This window comes from Roseibium sp. MMSF_3412 (assembly GCF_030733265.1).
In the GTDB taxonomy this organism is placed as follows: Bacteria; Pseudomonadota; Alphaproteobacteria; order Rhizobiales; family Stappiaceae; genus Roseibium.
This window is the reverse complement of record NZ_JASHJI010000011.1, coordinates 65,626-90,537: the sequence shown is the minus strand read 5'-3', so window position 1 is coordinate 90,537 and position 24,912 is coordinate 65,626. Positions and strand designations below refer to the sequence as shown.

Genomic DNA, 24,912 nt, shown 5'->3' with positions numbered 1-24,912 from the left:
CGGCTCAGTTTGCCTCAATCTTCACGTTGAGCAGATCCGGCAGGGTCTGCGGTGCGGCCATGCTGCCGAGGATCTGCGCCAGCGGCACCGGGTTCGCCGGGGTCAGCGTGATCTTCAGGTCCTTCGGATCATTGAGAAATTTTGACGCGGCATCGCTGACCATCTTCGTGAAGGCTTCGTTCTGGATGGGTGCGGTTGCCCCGGCGGCCTGGGCGATAAGCGCCTGCTTCAGCGCGTCCTGGGGAATGCCCTGGGCCTCGGAGATGAACTTGAGGCCGTTGCCGGTCAGGCCGGCATCGTTGAACGTGATGGAGGCATCCACGAACTGGGCCGAAATCGCGGCGAGCTGGCCCTGGCCTTCCGGATCTTCAAACAGCGCCTTGGGAACGTTGGCGAACCGGAGGGACGCTTCGGCGCGGCCGACGCCTTCAATATCGATCATCAGGCGCTCCAGGCGAAGGTCTTGTGTTGCCTCGTCCCAGTAAAGACGCGCTTCGTCGGACCAGACGATCGTTTCCAGCCCAAGACCCTGGAACAGCGCCTGTGCCTGTGGGTCCTGGACCGCCTTGACCGGAATACGTAGTCCGTCGGTCTTGGAAAACAGGCTGGTCGGAAAGGGCGGGACCGTGGTCGACAGGGTTGTCTCCAGCTTGCCGAGCGCAGTCAGTCCGATCTCCGGAACATTGACCTCAAGGCCTTCGACTTCATAGGCAAGCGACCTCGGCATGAAGGCCCGGGCGACTTCCAGCGGGTTGTTTTCGCCATAGGTCGGGTCTGACACCAGTTTGCCGATGATTTCCTCGATCGGCTCATACTCGGCGAATTCGATGTCGCCAATGGCGGCCCAGTCCAGCTTCGCGGATATGCCCTCCGGCAGATTGGGGGCATCCAGACCGACCAGCATCATTTCACCGATACCGTTTGAGCCGATATCGGTCATCGCCATTTCCTTGATCTTGATTGCGGACTCAAGACCCGGTCCAAGCGGAAAGATGATGGAAACGCCGCTTATGCGCGCGTCTGAATAGGCAAAGGACCGGTAGAACTGGAACACATTGGTGATCAGTTCTTCAGGACCCGGCACCTCCTTGTTGAAGAGCTTATCGAGCATGGCAAGGAGGTTGTTGTCGCGTTTGACGATCGTTGCCTTGTCGAGCGTTGCCTTTTCGGCCTCGATCTTCAACGCAACACCCGGGGCAATTTCCTGACTGGATTTGTAGTCAACGGCAGACCCGGACCCGATCAGGGTCTTTTCCTCACCGGTTTCGGGAACGGAGGGGTCGAACAGGTCGATCAGGCTCTTGATGTCGAGGTCGCTGTAAACCGTTTTTCCCTGGCTTGTCGTCTGCGCAAGCATCTGTCCCGACGCAGGCTCGAGCGTCCGAAGGTTTTGCGTCATCTGGTCGATCGAGTATTCGGCAATCCGTCCGTCGCGGGCGCCGGCCATCAGATAGCCATCCATCTGAATGGTGCCTGTAAGCACTTCGACCTCTTTGCCGTCGTCTGCCGCATAGGCCTCGATGGTGACGCCGGTACTGTCCACTCTGACCTCGTCATAGGAGGTCAGCAGCGTTGCCTTGACGAACGGGAGCCACCGGCTCGCCCGCCTGGCCGGGTCTTCGGCCGGGACTTCAGGAAGAACGAACTCATAATTGGTCGCTGAAATGCCCGACATGCGGCCGTCGACCTTCAGGCGTCCCCTGCTCTCGCGTGCACCTTCGATCAGGAGCTGCGAGTTGTCTGCCCAGACCCAGCTCTTCGATGTGAAGCTGCCGTTGTCATGCGTCAGCCCGGTGATCGTGACCGACGGCGAGTTGAAGGACAGCGAATAGGTGATGTCTTCCAGCTTGGACGGATCGATTGCGGTCGCTCCGTCATTACCTGAAACGTCGGTCTCCTCGACCGGAATGTCCTTGAGTACTCCGCTGAACGTGAGCGTGCTGTCCGTCAGCGTCAGCGTATCGCTGCCTTCATCATAGTCGACAGATCCGTTTTCATACTCCAGACCCAGGTTCTTCAAACCTTCGATATAAGCGTCGAACGCGGCCTTTCCCGTATCCTGCGCAAGGGCTGTACCGGACATGAGGACCAAAGCGGTGCTGACGGACAAAAGCCCGGCACGTGTTCTGAACGACTGAGAGGTCTTGGCGAAGGCGGCTTTTAAAATCAATGTTTTGGCTCCAAATCGGATCAGCAGACAAGACCGTCGGGAAACGGTCGACTACGATATAGGGGGCTGTCATTGGCCATTCCATGACTATGACCCATTCTTTTGATGACGTCGAATCGTGATGGGTAAAAATGCCGATCTATTGCAGCCATTCGTTGCGAACCTGGTCGTCGGTCTCAAGGCTCAGGGCAGCGTCTTTCCGGGCCGTCCAGTCTTCTTCGTGCGCAAGCTGCCGGTAGGCCCAGACGGCTGCGCCCCGGACGTCGGGGTCCGGATCGCCGAGAATCGCTTCAACTTTCGCCAGAAGGTGCGGCTGGCCGGAGTTTCCGGCCGCGATCAGGACATTGCGCAGGAAGCGGTTGCGGCCGATCCGCTTGATCGGCGATCCGGAAAACAGGTTCCGAAAGCTGGCGTCGTCCAGATCGAGCAGGTCGGTGAGGTCCGGATTGGTCAGGTCGCGGCGCGCAATCAGCTTCACCTCACACGCCGATTGGGCGAATTTGTTCCACGGACAGGCGGCAAGGCAATCGTCGCAGCCGTAGATCCGGTTTCCCATGGCCTTTCGGAACTCGAGCGGAATAGGGCCCTTGTGTTCGATCGTGAGATACGAGATGCAGCGTCTTGCATCAAGCTGATAGGGCGCTGGAAAGGCGTCAGTCGGACAACAGTCGAGACAGGCCCGGCAACGGCCGCAGTGATCCTGCTCCTGGCCGCTCGGCGGCAACTCCAGCGTCGTGAAGATCGACCCCAGAAAGAACCAGGATCCCAGTTCGCGCGAGACCAGGTTGGTATGTTTTCCCTGCCATCCGAGACCGGCGGCCTGGGCAAGCGGCTTTTCCATCACCGGCGCCGTGTCGACGAACACCTTGACATCACCCCCGGCTCTCGACACCAGAAAGGAGGCCAGTTCCTTCAGCCGTCCCTTGATCACGTCGTGATAGTCGCGGTGCCGCGCGTAGACCGAGATCCCTGCGGTCTCTGGATTGTCCAGATGTGCGAGCGGGTGGTTTTCCGGGGCATCGTCGGGTCCGTAGTTCATCGCCAGCATGAGGACCGACCGCACTTCCGGCCACAGGGCACGGGGGGACGCGCGGCGGTCTTCCGTCTCCTGCATCCAGCCCATCGTCCCGTGGTATCCGCGCTCAAGGAACGTGCGCAGCCGCTCGTCCGCGCCGGGTATGCTGTCGGCGGCTGCCACCCGCAGTCCGGCGAAGCCGAGGGTTTCGGCTTTCTGTTCCAGGGCGGTCAGCAGTTTTCGGGCTCTTGTGTCCAATGGTGTCGGCAGCGCGGGTTGGGACCGGTTTGAAAACAGGAAACGCCTGGCCCTGAGCGTGTGCCCATTGTTGCAGGCAGGTTTTAGAAATCAAGATCCGCGTAGGAGGCGGCGGGCGGCATGCCAAGCACCTTTTCGCCAAGAAGCGGGCGCATGCATGGGCGTGACTTCACCCGGGCATACCAGCTTTTGACATCCGGTTCGTTGGTCCAGGGAACTTCGCCCAGATAATCGGCGCAGCTCAAGCCGGCAGCAAGCGCGAAATCGGCAAAGGAGAGGCGGTCGCCCGCCAGCCAGCGGCGTGAGGCGACCAGGTAGCCGAAATATTTCAGGTGATGATGGATGTTGGCCCGTGCCACGCGCAGTGCGGCCGAATCCGGCTCGCCGCCACCAGCGGATTTGGGCATGATCTGCTTGTAGATACGCTCGCGCACCAGGTGCCCGACCACTTCCTGATCGAACTTCACCAGGCTCCATTCGACGAGCCGGCGGGTTTCGGCCCGCGCTTCGGGATGATCAGGCATGAGGCGCCGGTCCGTGAGCGCATAGCCGCGAGTTTCATCGAGATACTCCATGATCGGCCCCGGTCCGCAGATGGCCGGTCCGTCATTTTCAACCAGCACCGGCACGGTTCCGGCGGCATTGAGCACCAGGAGTTCCTGCGGCCGGTCCCAGGGTTCGACATGGCGCTCCTCGAAGGCCGCGCCGTATTCGCTCAGGACAAGGCGAATGAACCGGGACGATGGCGAAAAAGGATGATGGTAAAGCGTGAGCATGAAAGGGTTTAGAGCCCGAACTGTGGCAAGACTAAGAATTCTTGAACCAGTTTGCCTCACATATGGTTATCAAGGGTTTGACGTGGGGAAAATGGTGCTGCAAATAGGCAGCCGTCGCGCAAATGTCGGGTCGCGAATGATCTCCGATCCGGCTCTCATTTTTATTACGCCTGCTGGAGAAAAGATCCAATGGACGGCCAAACGATTGTAAATGCGCTTATTTTGGGAATTGTCGAAGGTTTGACGGAATTCATTCCCGTGTCTTCAACGGGGCACCTGCTCCTGCTCGGTCATTTTCTCGGATTTGAAAGCACGGGAAAGACATTCGAAGTCTTGATCCAGCTGGGGGCCATTCTTGCGATTCTCTCGGTCTATTTCGCCAGATTGTGGAACCTGGCGGTTTCGCTGCCAAGCGACCAGGCCAGCCGCCGCTTTGTGGTCGGCATCCTGATTGCCTTCCTTCCTGCTGCGGTGATCGGGGTCATGCTGCACAGTTTCATCAAGGAAGTGCTCTTCGAAACGCCGGCTCTCATCTGTACAACGCTGCTGGTGGGCGGTGTCATCCTGCTCTGGATCGACCGGTTGCCGCTGAAGCCGCGCTACACCAACGTGATGGACTATCCATTGTCGCTGTGCCTCAAGATCGGATTCTGTCAGTGCCTTGCCATGGTCCCCGGCGTATCCCGGTCCGGCGCGACCATTGCTGGCGCGTTGCTGATGGGAACGGACAAGCGTTCGGCTGCCGAGTTTTCGTTCTTTCTGGCGATGCCGACGATGGCCGGTGCCTTCGCCTATGATCTCTACAAGAACCGCAACGTCCTGTCCGCCGATGATGCCATGCTCATTACCATCGGCTTTGTGGCTTCGTTCATCTCCGGCGTCTTCGTGGTAAAGGGCCTCCTGGACTTCGTCTCCCGGCACGGCTTCGCCCCGTTTGCCTGGTGGCGCATCTTCGTGGGGCTTGCCGGGTTCGCCGGTCTTTATTTCCTGGGCTGACGATTCTTAAGACGCGCCGCCGCCGTAAAGCGCTGTCAGCGCGGCAAGCTCGGCGGCAAACTCCGTGCGCAGAGCGTCCGGTGACAGGAGTTCGGCCCCCGGTCCCAGCCACCTGACAAGCGGCAGGATGCGGGCCCGGTCGGTGCTGGGGATGCTCAGGAGGATCTTGCCGTCACCTGCCGGGGTGAACACCGCGTGGCGGTAGTACCAGTCCGCACTCAGTTTCTTGGCCTGTTGCGCGGTGATCAGGATCTTGGCGATTTCCTCTTCCTGCTCCCACCGGCGCATGGCCTGCGACAGCCAGGCGCCGCCGAGCAGCGTCTTGATCGAGAAGGTCTTGTCGGGCCGGAAGAACATGCCGCTGATTTCAAGGTCGCGCACCCGGTCGGCCCGGTAGACTTTCACTGTCTGCGTGTCGACGCAGCGCCCGGCGAGATACCAAAGATCCCGGTCGAACATGACGCCATAGGGTTCGACATCATGCGCCTTCGCGGTGCTGCGCGACGGGTTGACGTGGTCGAAACGGACGCGTTTGCCGTCCAGGATACCGGCCATGAACCCATCCAGTGCCCGCTGCCAGTCTTCCGTCGGCTCAGCCTTGGTGCCGGCATGAAAGATATCGGGCGGAATTGGTTCGATGCCAACGATCTTGTCCGCCTCCTTGAGGAGGCCGTGAACCGTTTTCGGAAGCGTGGCGAGCAGCTTCTTTTCCGCAGATGCGAGGTCGTTCGCCAGCGGCACGGTCCGGCTGCTGCGCACGAGCGCCATCGCGGCCAGGAGCGCGGCGGTCTCATCGCGCGACAGCGCCACGGGCGGCTGCAGATACCCGCTCGCAAGGCGGTAGCCGCCCTCCGCCCCGCGTTCCGCGTCAACGGGCACCCCGAGGGCGATCAGCCGGTCGATGTCCCGGTAGATCGTCCTGAGAGACACCTGGAAGCGTTCGGCAAGCACGGTTGCCGGAACGAGTTTGCCGCCTGTCAGCAGCAGCAGGATGCCGAGCGCGCGTTCAATCGGGTTCATGAAAAGAGACCTTGGACGGTTGTTTCAAAAAAAATCATATCCCGGGAACAGAACGAGATCAAACCTGACTCACAGCTGTCAGGATTGACCTGTCATTGTGCTCCTGTCGCCGCAAAACGGCGGTCATGATCCCCGAGGAGTTGAGAGATGAGCTATGAAATTGACACCGTTTTCCGCAGCCGCGCGCATAGCCGCAGCATTGTGTTCACCGTTCTTCGTGTATGTGCCGACGAGTTCCGCCGGTATTTTCGCCGCCGGACAACTGCCCGTGCCCTTTCTCACCTGAATGAACAGGAGTTGAAGGACATTGGCCTCAGGCGCACCGAACGCGGATACAGCGAATTGCACCAGGACCGCTACGGCGCGGATTTCTGGAGATAGGAGAGGCCGGCGGCTGGCTTGGGACAGACATACCACCCTCAACAGATAGGGTCTTATATGCTGAGGGTGGTATCAGTCGCCGGTCTTTCGCAGGAGGGTCTTCACTTCCGGCTTGTTCCACAACAGGAACATCACCACCAGCGCGGTCAGGGCACATCCGATCACGATATAGAACGGCAGGTCGAGATTGATCCCGATCAGTCCGCCCCCGATCAGCGACATCGCGCCCGCGTTGAACGTGAACACCGCAACCGTCATGCCCATCACCCACCCCTGTTCCTCCGGGCCGACCGAAGCGGAGAAGATCGACAGCAGTGTCGGATAGGTGATGCCGAAGATGAAGAAGAAACAGAAGATCGGCACATAGGTCAGCGGGCCGTCCGGCGACAGGATGAACATGCTTGTTGCCAGGATCCAGACGATGAAATTCACCGCTAGGATCCGTTCTTTCGTGAACCGCTTTTGTACGGGCACGACGAAGAACGTGCTCGAGATCGCGATGGCCGCTCCGATGGTCATCATGGCGAAACTGCTGCCGAGCACGCCGTAGCCGAACCGGCTGGTCAGGTAGTTGTCGACAAAGACGTAAAACGTCACGTTGGCCAGGTGAAAGAAGAACAGCACGATCGTCAGCCGGACAACGAGCGGAAAGTCCTTGATCCGCCAGAGCGTTTCGAAGATTTCCGCCGGCCGCAGCGCGAAGTCTTCCCGCTCAGTCGGGTCCTCCTTGTAGAAGAAGACGACCAGAAAGACGGCGATCGCCACCAGGACGAGACTGGCGAAGAAGGGCAGTTTGATGCTCGCCAGGCTCCCGAGCACGATCGGGTCGGACAGGAACCCGCCGATCAGCGGGCCGCCGACGAGGCCGAAACTGATACCGAGCATGATGTAGCTCATGTTTCTTGAAAGGTCTTCGTCGCTTGTGCTGCCATCCACCATGGCGGCCTGGGCGATCGGCTGGTTGCCGGCGGTCAGCCCGGTGATCGCCCGCCCGAGAATGAGCAGAAGAAAGCTGTTGGCATAAAGCGCGATGATTGTAAGCGCATAGCCCGCAAACGCACCGAACAGGCAGATCAGGATGGCGTTCTTGCGCCCGATCGTATCCGACAGTTTGGAAATGTAAGGCGCGCCGAAGAACCAGCAGATGAAAAAGATGCCGATGATGAGCCCGTAGTTGAAATGGCGGGCCGCGGTCGACGTGTCCTTGGCCAGGATCGACGTGCTCGGTTCCATGATCAGGCCGTTGATGATCGGAAACACGAGCCCCTGACCCAGAAGGTCAACAAAGACGACAAAAACCATGGTTATTTTGGCGATAGGTGACATGGCCCCCTCCTGTCGGGAGAAAGCCTAGAACCATTTTCAACAAAACTGAAGCTTTCCGGCGAAACGGGCCTTGCGCGCGCCTGAAAAACTTGCGCTGCCTTTGGCCGCGTCATCGCTTCTGAAGGTGGCCGGTGCCGTTCAAAGAAACGGTTTTGTCATTGGCTCGCCGGCTTGACCTGATTGAGCGGTCATAAACCCTCTCGCAAATCCACCTCATCCTCAGGTGCGCGGCAAAGCAGGCCCCGAGGGATGGGCCGCGCTCCGGGTCTGCAACTCACCCTTCGAGACAGCGCTTCCGCGCGTCCTCAGGATGAGGCGGAGTTTGCGGAGCTTGATTGGGGAATTTATCCCCCTGATTTCAGCCGTCATTGCAGGGCTTGATCCACTGCTGTCCGGCTTAGAAGTTGCGATCGAACTTGTGCCGTTGAGGAAGCTTTATAATTCCGATCAGTACCAAGTCGGGATACAGACTTGCTTCCCGGATTTGTCGTCCCGGTTTGACGCATATGCGGCAAGACCGGGAGCCAGTACGCCGTGTCGCTGGAGGTTAGATGAAGATAGGGAAACAAGAGGGTACTGATTCCCTGCCGCTTCAGCAGGGATGACAAGTTCATCGACCGGGGATCGCCGCAACAGATCATTGCCGGGTTAAACCGGACAAAAGTGGACTTGATCTGGCGATCCATGCCGCCATGCCAGCGGTTGTTCGAGCCTGGAAAGACAGGTGTTGGAGCGCAAACGTTTTTGCCGCCGCGGCTGTTCCCTCTCCCATGGGAGAGGTCGGCCTGAAAGGTCGGGTGAGGGGACAGGTGTGAGTTGTCTTGCCGGCATTTGCCCCTCAACCATTGGGAGAGGGTAAAACGCCGCAAGTCGTCGCAGCTCAGACTGGCTCCCGGGCTGCGTCGCAGCTCAGACCGGCTCCCGGGCTGCGTCGTAGCTCAGACAGGCCTGTGCGCGTCGTATTGTCCGTGTTGCCGGAAGCGCTCCAGATAGGTCGGCAGGATGCTGGCCAGTGTCGCCGGCTCGATGCCGATGCCTGCCAGTGTGCGCCCGTCCTTGATGGCGGCTTCCGAAACCACGTTGTCCGTCTTCAGGAGTTCCACCTGGTCGGCCGTGAGCGGCGCGCCGGGCAGGAGCTGCATGACCTTGCCCATGGCCGATGCGACGGGGAAGGGGATCGGCAGCAGGAAACGCGACCGGCGGGTGATATCCAGCATCTCTTCCAGGCACTCCCGGAAGCTCTTGTGCTCGGGCCCGCCGAGTTCGTAGGTCGCGCCCGGCGTCAGGTCTCCGTCAACGGACCGCGCCACGGCTTCGGCGACATCGCAGACATAGACAGGCTGGAACTTGGTGTCGCCGCCGCCAATCAGCGGCAGGGCCGGCGCGAAGCGGGCCATTTGCGCGAACTGGTTGAAGAAGTCGTCTTCCGGTCCGAACACGATCGACGGGCGCAGGATGACGCTGTCCGGCAGCGTTTCCAGGACACCGGCTTCACCGGCCGCCTTGGTGCGCGCATATTGCGATGTGCTGTCGGCATCGGCACCGATTGCGGAAATATGCGTGATCGCGGAAAGACCGGCGCCGCGCGCGGCCTCCGCGATGGCACGCGGACCGAAGGCCTGCACGGCGTCGAATGTCTGGTTGCCTGTCGGGGCAAGAATACCGACGGCATTGATGACGGCGTCCGAGCCGATCACCGCGCGGTCGATCGACCAGCGGTAGCGCAGGTTCGCCTGCACCGCCATGATCTGTCCGGGCGCGCCGAGCGGCTGCAGATGCGTTGCAAGATCCGGCCGCCGGACGGCGGCCCGTATCCGGTAGCCGCGCCGCGCCAGTGACTGCACGATATGCCGGCCAAGGAAGCCCGACCCGCCGAAGATTGTGACGAGTTTGCCGTTGAGAGGTGTGGACATCTGGAAATGCCTTTTTTCGCGTCCTGAGCTGACGGTCCGGAGCGTCAGCGCCGCACCCGTCACAGTGTTACTTAGAGCTTTGTGAGCCGGGTGTGAAGGGCTGCCTGCGTTTGATCAAAAAAAGTCGCACCTTGCGATTGACAAGGACCAGCCCGGCGCTTACAAGCCCCCCTCACAGCCCAGGTGGCGGAACTGGTAGACGCGCTAGCTTCAGGTGCTAGTGCCCTTACGGGCGTGGAGGTTCGAGTCCTCTCCTGGGCACCAAATTCCGATTTCAGACTGTCCGATACGGTCTGACATCCTTTAAAAAAGCTCCGGTTTTCCGGGGCTTTTTTTGTTTGTGGAATTGCGTCTGGATGCGTTGAGCCTTTTCCTCATCGAAACACGACACCAGACTGCCCAAGCTCGAGCATTTATTGCCGCCAGTTGCCGGATGCGGTGAGTGATAGAGGCCGATATTCGGTTTACACGGCAAGTTTTTGCATATGCCCGTTCGTGCCGCATCACCGCAAATCAACCGAGTGGAAATTTCAGAAAAGACAGGTTCAGTCATTGGCTTAGGTCTACAACCTATCTGCAAAAATTCTCTACGGCGATTAATAGCTCAATTGAAACTACTGATGAAATTCAATCTCATTTACGCAAAAATACAATCCATGATTGAAATACAACTAAAAATTGTTTTATCTGCATTGTCACTTGTACCAAATAAAAAATGCTGTACGGATCAATGCAAATTGAGAAATTTATCCAAACCTGGCAGCTGTCTGGTGGTAGTGAGATGGCAAATTTTCAGTCATTTGCCAATGATTTGACAGATTTAATTGGCGTTGAGAGACCAAAGAACTCAAACAAAGATGGCGATTTTCTTGATTATCGCTTCGAGCGTCCGGTCATGTTTACGCATACAGGCCGCAAGAGCCGTGGGCGTATAGATTTGTACAAACGAGGTTGCTTTGTTCTTGAAGCGAAACAGGGCAGCGAACGGATTCGCAAGGAAAATCACGATCAGTTGGCCCATGGCCTTCGGGAAGAGCATGCGAAGTTTTCGCATGCTCATGGCGTCCGGGGTTCAGCCAAGTGGGACGACACCATGCTAAAGGCGCGAAACCAGGCTGACGGCTACGCGCGCGCCGTTTCGAAGGAAGACGGCTGGCCGCCATTTCTTCTGGTCGTCGATGTCGGGCATGTCATCGAAGTCTATGCTGACTTTTCGGGAGCGGGACAGGGCTACAACCAGTTTCCCGACGGCAATCGGTACCGCATCTCTCTGGAGAAATTACGTGATCCCGAAACGCGTGACTTGCTGCGAACGATCTGGACTGCGCCGGAGTCACTCGATACGTCGCTCAAATCAGCTGCGGTAACGCGGGACATCGCGGTGCATCTGGCTGAGCTTGGGAAAAGCTTCGAGGGGCAGGGTCACGACAGTGAAACTGTTGCCCGCTTTTTGATGCGATGTCTGTTTTCCATGTTCGCTGAGGATGTCGAACTGATCCCAGGCGGCAGCTTCACCGCTCTCCTGAAGAAGCTGCGCGGTCATCCTGAACACGCTGCACCAACGCTAAAGGGTCTCTGGGAGACCATGAATTCTGGTGGATTTTCCGCCGCGCTGCTTCAGGATTTGAGGCGCTTTAATGGCGGGCTTTTCAAGGAGTCGGACGCTTTGCCGCTCGACAGCTTGCAGCTTGGCTTGCTCATCGAGGCGGCTGAAGCTGACTGGAAAGAGGTTGAGCCGGCCATTTTTGGAACCCTCCTTGAACGTGCGCTCGATCAGCGTCAGCGGCACAAGCTCGGTGCGCACTATACGCCGCGAAGCTACGTCGAGCGGCTTGTAACTCCGACAATCATGGAGCCTCTACGCACCGATTGGAAAGACGTGCAGACTGCCGTGCAGCGCTTGATGGCGGACGGTAAGGAAAAGGAAGCGCGCACGGTCGTGCGCGACTTCCACCGCAAGCTCTGCGAGATACGTGTTCTGGACCCAGCCTGCGGCTCGGGAAACTTTCTGTATGTCGCCATGGAAATGATGAAGCGCCTGGAAGGTGAGGTCATCGCACTTCTTCAGGAACTGGGTGAAGACCAGGCATTGCTTGGACTAACCGGCCACACGATCGACCCGCACCAGTTTCTTGGCATCGAAATAAACCCCTGGGCGGCGGCGGTCGCTGAACTCGTGCTCTGGATTGGCTACCTGCAATGGCATTTCCGCACCCATGGAAGGGCATCGCCGTCCGAGCCTGTGTTGAAAGATTTCAAGAACATTGAAAACCGCGATGCTGTACTGGAGTGGGACGACCGCTTTCCGCGGCTAGACGAGGAAGGTAAACCGGTGACCCGCTGGGACGGTGTCACCACCATGCGCCACCCGGTGACCGGTGAGGAGGTGCCAGACCCAGACGCTCGCATACAAGTCTATGACTACAAAAAGCCCAATCCGGCCAAATGGCCTGACGCCACCTTTATCGTCGGCAATCCGCCGTTCATTGGCGCGAGTCGTCTTCGCGACAGTCTCGGCGACGGTTATGTCGAAGCCCTCTGGAAGGCCCATCCGAAAATGCCGCAAAGTGCGGATCTGGTCATGTTCTGGTGGGACAAGGCAGCGCTTGCAGCCCGTGGACACGATCCCAAGAAAGGCAGGGGCACCCGCCGCTTCGGCCTGATTACAACCAACTCGTTGCGCCAGACCTTTAATCGCCGGGTGCTGGAACCGCATCTCAACGATCAGAAGAAGCCACTCTCGCTGCTTTTCGCTATTCCCGATCATCCCTGGGTGGATACGCAGTTCGGGGCGTCGGTGCGCATTGCCATGACTGTAGCTGCTGCAGGAAATCGGGCCGGGAAAGTGCTGACGCTGGCGACGGAAAGCAAGGAAAAATCAGAGGTGGACGAGCGCCTGGTGACCTTCGATCACAAGACCGGAAAGGTTTTTGCGAGTTTGCAGATTGGCGCCGATGCTGCCGGGGTCGGAGTGTTGCAAGCAAATCGAGGACTTTCGTCGCCGGGGGTAAAGCTACATGGCGCTGGTTTCATCGTAACTCGAGAAAAGGCCAAGACACTCGGGCTCGGCACGATTGAAGATGCGTCACGGCACATTCGGAACTATCGTAACGGACGAGATCTCACTTCAACACCACGCGGCGTGATGGTTATTGATCTGTTCGGGCTGTCCGAAACCGAGGCACGAGAGCGCCTTCCGGCCATCTATCAGCATGTTCTAGACAATGTGAAACCAGAACGGGATCTAAACAACCGCGAAAGCTACAAACGAAACTGGTGGATACACGGCGAGCCACGCCGTGATTTACGCCCCGCTCTCCAAGGAATGTCGCGCTATATCGCAACCGTCGAAACAATGAAACATCGCGCATTTCAGTTTCTCGACGCGGATATCTTGCCAGACAACATGCTCGTGGTGATCGCTCTTGATGACGCAGCCGAGCTTACAGTGCTTTCCAGCGCACACCACGTCATCTGGTCTCTCGCACAAGGTGGAACACTGGAAGACCGACCTCGCTACAACAAAACCCGTTGCTTTGACCCCTTCCCCTTCCCCGACCTCACCGATCCCCAGAAGGCAACGCTCGACGCACTCGGTGAAGAACTGGACGCCCACCGTAAGCGACAGCAGGCCACCTACCCCAGATTAACTCTGACCCAGATGTACAACGTTCTCGAAAAGCTGCGAGCCGGCGAGACGATCGAGGGCAGGGACAAGGACATCTACGACCAAGGCCTGATCGGCATCTTGAGAGACATTCATGATCGGATCGACACCGCCGTGGCCGATGCCTATGGCTGGCCTGCTGATCTCACCGACGAGCAAATCCTGTTTCGCCTTGTGGATCTGAACAAGGAACGCGCAGCGGAAGAAGCGGCAGGGCACATCCGCTGGCTGCGTCCGGAGTATCAGAACCCGGAAGGCAGAATGGCTGAAGCCGCAGATAAACAGGCCGAGCTGGATGTCGGCGCTGCCATCAAGCTCGGAAAGGCGCCTTGGCCCAAAACCCTGCCTGACCAGATTGCCGCTGTGCGAGAAGCGCTGGAAGAGTTGGGTGAGGCAACACCTGACCAGATCGCCCGCCGGTTTCAGCGCGCCCGCACGACCTCCGTTGATCCGCTTCTCGCCAGCCTCGCCGCACTCGGTCAGGCACAGGTCGCAGAGAACGGGCTCTACGTGGCCTAACAAGGGAGAGCGACAATGGAGACCGGTTTGCCATTTAACCGCAATATGTGGATACGCGCATTCTACACCTTCAATCCCGAAGAGGCCGGATATGTCGGCTGGACAAATCAAAATGGTCAGGCCCGTGCTTTGCGCGAGCTGAACGATGGGGATCTGATGCTGATATATGGGGCTTCGACCTTTCAGACCAAAAAGGCGTTGCGGTCCCATATTCTCGGGTTCGTTCAGATCGAGTCGCGTCCCATTCGGGACTACGAAAAAGCCTCTGAAGCCAGTTTGTTGGCGAAAAAGGACTCCGGTCATTCAGACAGCTGGACATACGCACTGCCGGTCCGCAGGGCATGGCATGCCGTCGACAAGCTTCCAATCGAACGGATTGCACCTGAGACATACGATAGCGCAGCCGGGCAGGGCATTGGCGTATGGGGGCAACCATTGACACAGGACGAAATCGCAACCGCGCTCAAGATCAAGGTCAGAGAAGCCAATGTTTTTGGTGAAAAAACGATCGATGAGGACGACAGTATCGTGCTCTCTTTCAAGGAAGTCTTTTCCCCATCCAAGGCATTCCCCGGATCAAGCGGGGAGCGAACAGCAAGCCACACGGATGGAGAAACGTTTCTGTATCTCCTTGAATTTACAGGAGACACAGCAGCGTTGACGGGTCGCCAACAAAGTCTTGGAGACAAAAGGGTGGCGTTCAAGGTCGGCGTTTCGAATGATCCGAAAACGCGCACAGATCAAATCAATGCCGGATTCCCGCCTGCAGTTCCCGGGCGCTGGAAGGTTGCGTTGCATGCTTCGTTTGAGAATCGTAAAGCTGCTGAAGCGGCAGAAACGGCATTCAAGAACCGAGCTTTGAAACTGGAAAGTCTGGGAGGCGAATTCTTCTTGGGATCCAGGGCGGACGCAACGCTTGTTTGGGCGTCTGTTCCAGGTGTTTCGCGGCTTTAGAAGACCCCCCCAAAAAACTATTTCTTGGCAATCGCGGGGCAGGGTGTCGTAAAATGCCAAGTTAACCACTGCCGTTAAGTAAGCCTCAATCCTTGGAGCCTCTATCCTGTTGTCTCTCTTGGCCAATTGGGGGATCCATGGAGAACAGGAATTTTGAAAAAGGGGCCGTCCTGCTCGCGTTCGGGTGTGTCGGGCTCGCGGTTGTTTTAGTGGTTGCCAGCAGCTTTTATTTTGATCCGGACTGGAGAGCGGACACCCCGGAAGAAGAGGCGTCCTATGCCAATTCAGCAGAAACAGGGTCATGACGTCTGCACCCGGACCGCGTCCGTTCGCGTCAAAACGCTCCGGGCAGGTCCTGTTCTGACCTGACCCGATCCGGGAAGGCAGGGATCCGGCGAGGCCACCTGCGCAGCGTTTCGGCATCGGCTGGCCGTGGTGCTGCCCGCGTGCCCCCCCCCCGCCGTTTTTCTCAGGCTGCGCCGTCCGCGTCCCAGAGCGCATCGTGGTTGCGGTGGCATTCCGTCAGGCCGTCCTTGAAGAACTTCTCATAGTAGGGGATTTCGACGTGATGGACCTGCAGCCACACGCCGGGAACGTGGATGGCTTCGCAATGCGCCGGAAAACGGCCGTGCGTGTCGTAGATGTAATTGCAGACATCGCGGGCGCAGTTGATGACGTCCTGATTGTACTCCGCCGCTTCCGACAGGTAGCGCTCGCCGTAATCGTCCTTGTAGATCTTCTTGAACGTCTCACTGTCCTGGTAGACACCGCCGCTGCCGAATTTCTTTGTCAGAACCGCATCGACCGCCTCGCTCATGGTGGCGAAATTGGGCGGGCACTTGGCAACGATCAGGTCTTCGCCCTTGTGGCGCAGGGCGATCGGGTGCGAGCGAAGGTTGCTAAAGCGCGGCAGGGGCACGTGCCAGCGCAGGATATCCATCAGCCGCCATTTCGGCACGGCATGTTCAAACCCCAGCATCGGTCCGTAGCGGTCGCTGAATTTCGGATCGCCGGTCAGAACCGGCGGGCTGATCGTGGCGTGGATCCAGGCTCCGAGGCCCATGGCCTCGGCGACAAGAAACAGGTTCTGCAACAGCAGCGGCGCTTCCAGCTGCGTTCTGAGCGAGCCGATGATGCCGAGCGGCACCTTGATGTCGTTGTTCAGGAACTTTCGACGTACCCACTCCTTCACGCCGGCGGAGAAATAGAAGTTGCGGTCGTCGACAAGCGCGGGCCGTGACCCGTCAGGCTGCGTCAGGAGATACATCAGGCCGTTGATATACTGGTGCGAGAGATCGACCACCGGAACCAGGATCGTTGTCCCCGGCAGGTTGGACAGGAGGCGGTTGGAATCGAGATAGGCGGGGAAGTTGCGTCCGCCCTCATTCACGTCGAGACGCCTGTCCAGCAGCTGCACCTTCGATTCGTTTGCGCGCGCGATCAGCGTTTCCGGCGAGAACGCTTCGCCGCTGGGCGGCAACTGGCGCAGGAAATAGGTGCCGCTGTCATTGATCAGGAAGAAGTGGGTGCCCTGGGCGTTGTCCGGGCTTCCGGCCGTCCGCCCTGTCATGGTCAGGTTGGGCTTGGCCATCACCAGGCGGCCGGTGTCCGGGTCCTGGAACGGCCGGTCCGGCATGGTCAGACCCGTTGCCCCGGTCGTGGCGATCAGAACGGCTTCCTCAAGCTCCGACAGCGGCTTGGGTTCCTGCTCGGATTTGTAGGTCATGGAACCGGCGGCGACTTCCTCCACGCCGCGCGGCACCCGGTGCGTCCGGCGCCGCCACATCGTTTCCAGAAGCGGCCGGGCGAGAAGGTCGTTAAGGCCTTTGTGCGTGTTAACCTGCTTGTCCATGTTGAGCCTCCACTTTATGCGCGGGCACCTGGACGATCGCGCGTACAAAGGCCGCGGCGATGAGCGTGCCGGTGAATACGAAACCCAGGATCTGAATGGCCCCGCCCCTGAGAACGACCAGCGTTCCGGCAAAGATCAGGAAGGCGATCAGCCGGACGACCAACTGGACCCAGAAAGACTGCATGCGGGCGGGCAGCAGCCAGATCATCGCGACATCCAGCGTCCACAGGCCGAGCAGAAGGAAATTGCCGCCGGCAATCACCGTGCCCTGTTGCACGAACGTGTCGGCAACACCGTCGAAGATGATGAAGACCGCCCAGTAGGCATGGAGCACGAACAGCACCCAGGCACCGGTCCAGAACAGATAGGCCAGATTGGCCACCGCCTGGCCGGATGTCCGGAACAGCCAGAAGGCCAGGGCCGGCAGCAGCAGGAATGTCGTCGCCCAGATGGTCAGCTTGGTGCGCCCAAGCTCAAGGTCTCCGCCGAGCTCCGGCGCGAGCAGGCACCAGATGATGAGAAGTCCCGAAGCCACGTTGACCAGCGTGACCTGGGACAGGGTGAGTGCGCGCGGTCTGTCATGGGTCATGTCGAACCTCACAGCGTTTTCAAATAGGCGAGCAGGTCTGAAAGGGCGGCGGGATCGCGCCGTGGATCGTCGATCGCCCAGGGATAGTCGTGCCCGGAATTGGAATTGCCCGGCGCGGCCGTGTCGAAACGGAAATACCGTTGGTCGTCCCGTGCCGACGGGCTGTGAAACCCGACCCGCTCGGTGTCGTAGGTGTTCCGGCCGCGATAGAATTCCGTCCGCCTCGGCTCCAGATTGATCAGCTCCGCCAGGGTCAGCACGCTGGCATTGTGGAGATATGGCGCTCTGAGGAAGGCACCGTCGACAGGGCCGGCGACATAGCCGCGAATGGCAAGATTGCCGGCTTCTTCCGGCTGCGGAAACACATCGCCCCGGTCAAAGGCGAAGGCGTGTTCCTTGGGGAAATAGGCATGCAGCGCATCGGGCATTTCGCCGTAGTGACGGAACATCACCCGCTCCGGGTCGGTGCCGATTTCACTTAACGGGATCACGTCGTGCGTCCGCGGCCCGAACTCCCAGCCGTCCGGGGACTTGTCGCCGTGACACGAAAGGCAATAGGTCCGGTAGACCGCCCGGCCCCGTTCAACCGTTGCCGGGTCCGGCGGCGCCGCTGCGGGAAACAGCGCCTCGAAGGGCGGCGGTTTCAGGTCGATCGTGTAGGCGATTGCCTCGCGGATATTGTGAACGATCTCCGGATGCGCAAGGTTGACTTCGGTTGCACCGGCGGCGACCGCCGCCAGCGAACTGCGCGCATTGACATCCGCGACCGAGCCGTCGAACTGCGCACGCTCGCGCCAGCCCTGATTGAAGATCGTCGCGATTTTCGAATGGATCGGCAGATTGTTGGCCGGGTAATGCATGACATTGCGCAAAAGCGTGCGGAATGCCAGCGTGCGCGTCGGCCCGGTCGGCGTGACATCCTCATCGCGTGACCGGCCATGGCCGTAGGGTTCGTCGAAACGGGCAATGCCGTCCTCAAGGCGGCTTCTGATCTGCCGGAGCCAGAGCCCGGTCATGATGCGCTCCGGAAGCGAGAGAGCTTCTCCCGTTTTTTCCTCATAGGCCGCCAGGATCGCCGGCACCGTCAGGCGGTAAGGCGCGTTTTCCCGGGGTTCGCCTGCCGGTGCGGGCATGCGTTCCAGGATCGACGATTGAAAGGCGTCCAGCCAGGCAAAAAGGTTGATTGAAACGCTGCCGGGCCCGAGCACGCGCACGGGCGTTGCGTCGTCCGAGGTGCCGAATTCCGTGGTGTGGCAAAGGGCACAGGTGAGCGCGACGAAGGGAACGGGAGAGGGCGCCGCCGTCAGCGGGCGATAGTTCGTCGTCGTGAAACCGACCGGCAGGTCGTCCGGATTGTCGGGATCGTCGAGAAAGCCGAACTGGTCCACCCAGCTTCCCGCGTCCGGTCCAGCAGGCTGGAAGTGGTGCGGAAAGAGCTCAGGCAGGACAAGGGCGACCGGCAGCGGCATGACCTCGGTCCCGATCGTGCCGTGCCGGAAGGCTTCGGGCGCGGCGCGGAAGTCCGGCGTCGCCCAGGTGGTTTCGACGTAGACAAGATAGCCGGTGGCGGCCACCGCAACGAGCACGACGGCATTCAGAACCCAAAGAGCGGAACGCCACACATAATTCAGACGTGGAACGGAGACGGGCATGAGCGTGTCTCCTCAGGTCTGACGCGGACGCCACGGCGCAAACGCGCTCTGTCCGGTCGGCAGAACACTCGCGAATTCCGGGAAGTGGCGCAGGATGATGCTGGTCATGGTGTTTTCCTGGACCCAGGCAAGACCGAGCGGCGAATAGATTTCCGGACGGAAATCGACCGTGAGGAAGCGGTCCGACTGGAGCCGGCGCGTCGCCATCAGGATGAAGATGCGGAACGCGGTGTCGGAGAAGCCGAAACCCGGCGGCGGCGTTTCCGCGAACAGGCCGACCATCGTGTCGATATTGTCGAACGAGCCGTAGATTTCCTTGAGAAGGCGGACATCCTCGCCGTTGGCGGTGATCTCCTCCCAGCTGCGGATCGGCGGCTTGTGCAGGCCTTGCCGGAACTTGTTGTAGCGCGGGATGCCGCGCGAGCGTTCGCGCACGATATCGACAACGGAGAGGTCGATGATCTCGGACTTGAGATCGTGCGACGTGCGGGTGAAGTGCTGCAGGGCGCGCGGATAATTGTGCAGCGTAATTGCGCCCGGATGGGCATTGCCCATGGAATAGAGCACATCCGACAGGCCGATCCTGCGCATGACCTCGTCGGTTCGAATGCCCTGGATATCGTTGAATTCGAGCTTCTCCCGGAAGGTGCCTGTCTGGCTGTCGTGGATGCGGTAGTCGTCCGGCAGGAGCGGGTGCAGCCGGTAGACGGTGACGAAATCCTCCGTCAGGCAGTAGCGCGCAGCGTGATGGTCGGGCAGGGTGTCCGGAATGCCCCGCAGGGCGTGGGCCTCTTGCAGCCAGAGCCCCATGCGCGTGAAAGCGCCTGCCGGTCCCGACCAGTTCGCGTTGAGAGCGACATCGATTTCCGGTGTCGCAAGAATGGCAGGTGTCCACTCGACCGTATGGATCTTTGCGATCAGCGCGGAAATGACGAGCCTGGCGGTCTGGTAGATCCGTTCGTCGCTCCAGTCCCGGTACTCCCTGCGCAGCGCATCGCAGACCGTGTTGTGCTCGCGCGCGAACAGCGTGTGCAGGGCCGAGAGGCCCAGCCACCAGCTTTCGTTGAAACCGGTGACTTCCATGCCGAGATTGTTTTCCGGCAGGTATCCGTTTTCAAGGCGCAGCGTCGGGCCGGTGCCGTCCCTCAACCGGTCGGATTTCTGCAGGCTGCTGCCATAGATTTCCGATCCGTCCCACCAGTGCGAGACGGTATTTTCGAATGTCAGACTGGCGCCGCCCTCGGTCCCGATCGGCTGGTCCCCGGCGATCCGCATGACGGATTCTTTCTTGCCCTTGGGCGTGTTCTTCCAGGTCTGGCCATCCGGCATCGGCACTTCGAGGTCTTTCTCGCCAAGGGGCCTGCGGGCGTGCTGCACCCAGTCGTGGACCTGGAACTGGATCCATGCGGCGGCGAGCACGTTGAGCGACGTCGCCGGAATGAACGATTTCCGGTAGAGCAGCTGCTGGCTGATTTCGACCGGGTTGGGCGTGTTGATGTCGTCCGGGCGCGGATCGGGCGTGAGATTGCGTCCGAACACGGCACCGACCTTGCCCATCTCCGGCACGCTGAGATCGTTCTGCGTCCCGTCGAAGAACCGTCCGTCCCAGGCGGCTTCCGGAGTCGGCGCATCGGGTTGCGTCGCCTGCGGGTTGGGGTCGACCGGTTCGCGGTCGATGAGGTTTTCCTTGCGCAGCTGATGGCGCAGAAGCGACAGGTTCAGGAGCGCCACCAGATGCGGCAGCCGGTACCAGGGCCGCCAGCGGTTGACGAAGCCGAAGGTCGGTGCCAGCACGGCGGTCACGATCCGGTTGCGCAGGGGGACCGGCTCATAAAACCTCTTGCGGGCCCGGTGCGCGGCGCTTGCCGCATAGACGGCCTTGCGTGCCCTGTTGAGGTTGCCGAGCGGACGGAATCCGGGCTGCGTGTTCCACGGGTTGAAGGCAAGCCTGTCGATTGCCGCGGCCTTCTCTTGTGCCTCGAGCGTTGCCACGTCCTGTTTGGGGATGGTGAGGTGCGCGGCAACGATGGGCGGCGACCTGTCCTCGGGCCATTCGGCGGCGGCGTCCTCGACCGGCGTGACGTCTTCGCTGACAAACCGCTGAACGCACAGTTCCCAGCTGACATCGCCTTCGCCAACCCTCTGCGCGATCTCGTTGCGCAGGTAGTTCTGGTCAATTGGGATGTCCTTATCGGTATCCGCACCGGCGTCGTTCGACTGAGGCCGGAGAAAATACCTGACCGGACCGGCATCTCCCCACAGGATCGCACCGCGGCTCCAGAAGCTTTCCTGCGAAAGCGTGTGCACCTTGCGCCCTGTGCCACCGGCGACATTGCGCAGCATGCGGATTGCCTCGCGGGGACCAACGGCGAAGAGAAGCTTGACGATCCCGATGATGCGGTTGCCGGCCATTGCACTGGCAAAGGCGATGAACTGCTCCGCATCGCGGGCATGGGGGACGGGAAAGTTGGTCATGAGGAGGTCCTGGACCTCGTCTCCGGCATCAACCCTGAGAGCTGCGCCACGCAGGTCGCGCTCGCTGTCGGGCTGATGCTGGCCGCTGGCGTTGGACAGGCGCAGCGTGGTGCGCAGTTCTGCGCCTTTCTGCCAATGACCCGCGACGAGCTCTTCGGGCAGGTCCTCCGAAATCCGGAGCATGGCGTTATCGACGGAAAGAAGCGCCTTGGCGTGCTGGGCGCGGTCAATTCGCAAGGCGCCGGACCGCCGGCGCACCTTGTCCTGCACTTTCAGAATGGCAATCGCAAAGCGCTCGAAATCGCGCCGTTCCTGCTCGGCTCCGCCTTTTTCGTCGCTATACCGCTCCCACTTCGTTATGCCAGCAAAATCGCCCGCTGTTTCGACAGCGGTTTTGTCTTCTGGTTCCAACATACACGCGCCCTCACAACCAATAAGAGAAAATTCAAAGAAATAGAAAAACAATATAAGCTGTTGATAAGTATTATATTTCTGATCTATTTGATTTTCAATATTCTTGATAAAGGGCTTTTTCAGGATACATAAATTACGCTACGAAAGTAAGTGAAGTTATTTGAATAAAAGGGGATTTTAGAATTGAAAAAATCGTTTAATTTACTTGGAAGATCTTGCGCGCGACTGCTGGCGAAGTTGGCGTTCAGCCTCGGAGGAAAGGGGGATTCACTCCACAACCGGAAAAATCAGCGCCGCCTTGAGCCCGTGATCGAAAGACGGAAGCAATCTCCTTTGAGTGTCGCCAGACACTGGCGGGAATGCCACGCATTGCGGTAAATTCGCCGCGCATTTGATCCCGAACGGCCCTTGTTAAGGCTGCGTTTACCATAATATTGTTGCCTGCTTTTGATGTTGTATTTGTTGATTGTTGACGGAAAGGCGCCGGTCAGGGGTGCGTGAAGCGTTTCGAACAGGCAGAGTTGCCGGAATGCCCTGCACGGTGTGAAAGAGCCAAAGGACACAAACATGTCGCGAAAACTGAGCCGTCGCAGTCTGGTTTTTTGTGTTCCGTTTCTTCTGGCGGCCTGTCAGGGGCAGCAGAAATCGACGGTGCAGGCAGGCCTGACGCCTTTGGCCGACGGAACGCCGAACTATGCCTCCGCCTACGCTCCGGTGCGCGATGGCGGTTTTTCGCTTCCGGGGATCGACTACCAGTCATTCGACCCGAAATACCTGAGGCAGACCGTCTTTTATCCGACCCGCTATCCGGCCGGCACGATCGTCGTCGATCCGCGCAAGAAGTTTCTCTATCTCGTTGAGCCGGGCGGGCGGGCAATCCGATATGGTATCGGTGTCGGCCGGGCGGGGTTTGCCTGGAACGGCGAGGCCGTGATCCGGTTCAAGCGCGAATGGCCCAAATGGTTCCCGCCCGACGAGATGATTGAGCGCGACCCGAAACTGGAAAAGTACCGGGACGGCCAGGAAGGCGGCCCGGGCAACCCGATCGGCGCCCGGGGCCTCTATCTATGGCAGGGCAACAAGGATACGCTCTACCGCATTCACAGCACGAATCAGCCAAACAGCATCGGGACCAATGCGTCCAGCGGCTGTATCCGCATGTGGCACCAGGACATCATCGACCTTTACAAGCGCGTCGATGTCGGCACCAAGGTCGTCGTCCTCGGCTGACGGTCACACTGTCTCGTGAAGCTGCGCCGCAAAGAACGGTTCCGGGCTGTCCGTTTCCGTGAGCCGTTTGCCGTCGATCTGCCAGAACCTGGTACCGACATTGCGGACAAACGTCCGGTCGTGACTGACGATCAGTGCCGTGGTGTCTTGAGCCAGAAGTTCCCGTTCGAGCGCTTCCTGCCCGTCGATGTCCAGGTGGTTTGTCGGCTCGTCAAGAATGTAGAAATTCGGCCGCTTGAGCCGCAGCAGCAGCATGGCCAGGCGGCTGCGCTGTCCACCCGAAAGCGTCTTTATGTTCTTGTCCTGCAGCTCAATGGAAAGCCCGGCTTCGGCAAGGAGTGCGCGCGCCCTGTTGTCGCCGACATCGGACGCTTCCGTGACCGCCGAAATGGGGCTCCTGAAACGGTCCAGCTGTGACAGGTTCTGATCCGAGACACCCGGCACGGCTGATGGCGCGACGCGTGTGTCGGCAGTCTCGGTCTCAAGGGCGTCCATGATCCGGGACAAGAGACGCGACTTTCCGGTGCCGTTCGCACCCAGAACGACCACGCGGTCACCGGGATTGATCCAGAGCTGCGGAAGTTTGAACAGCGTTCGACCGCCCGGGATCGTCACGGTTGATTGCGCAAGGCTGACAAGCGCTTTGGCATGAGCGCTAGAATTCTCCAGCCGGATCTTGCCGGCGGAGTTGGGTTTCTCGGCGGGCCGGGCCGCGTTTTCGATTTTATCCGCCCGCTCTTTCAACTGCCTGGTCTTGCTGAGCAACAGGTCTGACCCTGAATTAACCCCGATGTTCTTCAGCTTCGCGGCTTTCCGGCGGAGCTGGTTTGCCTTGGCGAGATCGTTTTGAAACCGGCGCTCGGCGGCACCGTCGAGTTCCGCCAGGTTTTGACGCGCCCTGGTGTAAGGCAGGGAAAACGCGTGCGATGTCTCGCGCCTCAAGAAGAGGGTGCGGTTGCAGACCGCGTCGAGAAACGCCCGGTCATGGCTCGCAATGATCATCGGTGTGCCGCGCGCGACGGTTGTCATCCAGTCCTGTAGAATGCCGATCCGGTTCAGATCCAGATGGTTTGTCGGCTCGTCCATCAGGAGGACGTCGGGCTCATCTGCCCAGGCCCGTGCCAGCAGGGCCACCCGTTGCCAGCCGCCCGACAGGTTTCGCAAGGGGTGTTGCCAATGCGATTCTGGAACCTGAAGATCGTTGAGTGCGATATCGACGCGCCAGCTTTCCGTTTCGGCCTGTTCCTGCGTGAGCGCGGAAAGGACAGCGTCATGGAGGGTCAGTTCCAGGAGACCGTCCGGAACATCCTGCGAGACAAGACCAACCTTCGTGCCCCGTGCGAGGGTCATCTCGCCATGGGTTGCGTCGGCAAGACCCGCGATGATGCGCAACAGGGTTGATTTGCCGGTTCCGTTCGCCGCGACGAGACCGATCCGGTCACCTTTTTCAAGGTTCAGGTTGAGGTTTTCAAACAGGGGGGTGGAAAGAACAACGCCGAGATTGCGCAGATTGATCAAAGACATGGGTCACAACTTTCAAACCGGGATACGCGGCTCCGTGAGCCGCCCTTTGGGCAGATCGTCGTGACGTTGAATTATGTCCTTCGATCAGCCCTACAAACGCGTTTGCAGGGCCTGGACGGGACCGCGGGTACGATCGTGATATCGAAAAAATGTCATGTGATCCTCCCCGGGTTCGCGTGGA

General features: G+C 59.6%; 16 protein-coding genes and 1 tRNA gene. 6 read left to right on the top strand and 11 right to left on the bottom strand.

The window, feature by feature from the left end; genetic code table 11:
* Positions 1-4: 4 nt before the first annotated feature.
* From RBB49_RS18840 to RBB49_RS18830, 3 genes are all read right to left on the bottom strand, one after another.
* Entirely contained in the window at positions 5-2,170 is a 2,166-nt protein-coding gene (locus RBB49_RS18840; protein WP_306144423.1) for a hypothetical protein, read from the bottom strand.
* Between the two features lie 139 nt (positions 2,171-2,309).
* The gene (gene queG / locus RBB49_RS18835; RefSeq protein WP_306144422.1) at positions 2,310-3,443 is read right to left on the bottom strand and encodes a tRNA epoxyqueuosine(34) reductase QueG; all 1,134 of its coding nucleotides are present in this window, start codon (positions 3,441-3,443) and stop codon (positions 2,310-2,312) included.
* 83 nt (positions 3,444-3,526) lie between these two features.
* Positions 3,527-4,219, bottom strand: coding sequence for a glutathione S-transferase family protein (locus RBB49_RS18830; protein ID WP_306144421.1), 693 nt, complete (start codon positions 4,217-4,219; stop codon positions 3,527-3,529).
* A 189-nt stretch (positions 4,220-4,408) separates the two neighbouring features.
* On the opposite strand from RBB49_RS18830, the gene RBB49_RS18825 reads away from it, so the two are divergent.
* Positions 4,409-5,215, top strand: coding sequence for an undecaprenyl-diphosphate phosphatase (locus RBB49_RS18825; RefSeq protein ID WP_306144420.1), 807 nt, complete (start codon positions 4,409-4,411; stop codon positions 5,213-5,215).
* Positions 5,216-5,221: 6 nt separating this feature from the next.
* Here the strand turns inward: RBB49_RS18825 and RBB49_RS18820 are convergent, their stop codons facing one another.
* Positions 5,222-6,235: a YafY family protein gene (locus RBB49_RS18820; RefSeq protein ID WP_306144419.1), complete on the bottom strand. Its 1,014-nt coding sequence runs from the start codon at positions 6,233-6,235 to the stop codon at positions 5,222-5,224.
* A gap of 147 nt (positions 6,236-6,382) precedes the next feature.
* On the opposite strand from RBB49_RS18820, the gene RBB49_RS18815 reads away from it, so the two are divergent.
* A complete protein-coding gene (locus tag RBB49_RS18815) occupies positions 6,383-6,616 on the top strand; it encodes a DUF1127 domain-containing protein (RefSeq protein ID WP_306144418.1) in 234 nt (77 codons plus the stop codon).
* A gap of 72 nt (positions 6,617-6,688) precedes the next feature.
* Here RBB49_RS18815 and RBB49_RS18810 read toward each other — a convergent pair whose 3' ends face one another.
* Both RBB49_RS18810 and RBB49_RS18805 read right to left on the bottom strand, forming a co-directional pair.
* Positions 6,689-7,942 carry an MFS transporter gene (locus RBB49_RS18810; RefSeq protein WP_306144417.1) on the bottom strand — a complete coding sequence of 418 codons (1,254 nt, stop codon included), beginning with the start codon at positions 7,940-7,942 and terminating at the stop codon, positions 6,689-6,691.
* A 938-nt stretch (positions 7,943-8,880) separates the two neighbouring features.
* On the bottom strand, positions 8,881-9,855 hold the full coding sequence (locus RBB49_RS18805; RefSeq protein WP_306144416.1) for a complex I NDUFA9 subunit family protein: 975 nt from the start codon (positions 9,853-9,855) through the stop codon (positions 8,881-8,883).
* 177 nt (positions 9,856-10,032) lie between these two features.
* Here RBB49_RS18805 and RBB49_RS18800 point away from each other — a divergent pair.
* From RBB49_RS18800 to RBB49_RS18790, 3 genes are all read left to right on the top strand, one after another.
* A tRNA-Leu gene (locus tag RBB49_RS18800) sits at positions 10,033-10,119 on the top strand.
* 466 nt (positions 10,120-10,585) lie between these two features.
* Positions 10,586-14,041 (top strand): DNA methyltransferase, encoded by a 3,456-nt coding sequence (locus tag RBB49_RS18795; protein ID WP_306144415.1) that lies wholly within the window; start codon positions 10,586-10,588, stop codon positions 14,039-14,041.
* A 15-nt stretch (positions 14,042-14,056) separates the two neighbouring features.
* Positions 14,057-14,995, top strand: coding sequence for an EVE domain-containing protein (locus tag RBB49_RS18790; protein WP_306144413.1), 939 nt, complete (start codon positions 14,057-14,059; stop codon positions 14,993-14,995).
* Between the two features lie 469 nt (positions 14,996-15,464).
* On the opposite strand, the gene RBB49_RS18785 is transcribed toward RBB49_RS18790, so the two are convergent.
* From RBB49_RS18785 to RBB49_RS18770, 4 genes are read right to left on the bottom strand one after another with little or no spacing between them, the layout of a single operon-like run.
* The gene (locus RBB49_RS18785; protein WP_306144411.1) at positions 15,465-16,847 is read right to left on the bottom strand and encodes a hypothetical protein; all 1,383 of its coding nucleotides are present in this window, start codon (positions 16,845-16,847) and stop codon (positions 15,465-15,467) included.
* Entirely contained in the window at positions 16,831-17,436 is a 606-nt protein-coding gene (locus tag RBB49_RS18780; RefSeq protein WP_306144410.1) for a hypothetical protein, read from the bottom strand. Before RBB49_RS18780 ends, RBB49_RS18785 begins: the two co-directional genes overlap by 17 nt.
* A gap of 8 nt (positions 17,437-17,444) precedes the next feature.
* Positions 17,445-19,088 (bottom strand): hypothetical protein, encoded by a 1,644-nt coding sequence (locus RBB49_RS18775; RefSeq protein ID WP_306144409.1) that lies wholly within the window; start codon positions 19,086-19,088, stop codon positions 17,445-17,447.
* Positions 19,089-19,100: 12 nt separating this feature from the next.
* Positions 19,101-21,977, bottom strand: a complete 2,877-nt coding sequence (locus RBB49_RS18770) for a peroxidase family protein (RefSeq protein WP_306144407.1) — start codon at positions 21,975-21,977, stop codon at positions 19,101-19,103.
* Positions 21,978-22,544: 567 nt separating this feature from the next.
* Here RBB49_RS18770 and RBB49_RS18765 point away from each other — a divergent pair.
* Positions 22,545-23,207: a L,D-transpeptidase gene (locus tag RBB49_RS18765; protein ID WP_306144406.1), complete on the top strand. Its 663-nt coding sequence runs from the start codon at positions 22,545-22,547 to the stop codon at positions 23,205-23,207.
* A gap of 3 nt (positions 23,208-23,210) precedes the next feature.
* Here RBB49_RS18765 and RBB49_RS18760 read toward each other — a convergent pair whose 3' ends face one another.
* A complete protein-coding gene (locus tag RBB49_RS18760; RefSeq protein WP_306144405.1) occupies positions 23,211-24,731 on the bottom strand; it encodes an ABC-F family ATP-binding cassette domain-containing protein in 1,521 nt (506 codons plus the stop codon).
* Between the last annotated feature and the right edge of the window lie 181 nt (positions 24,732-24,912).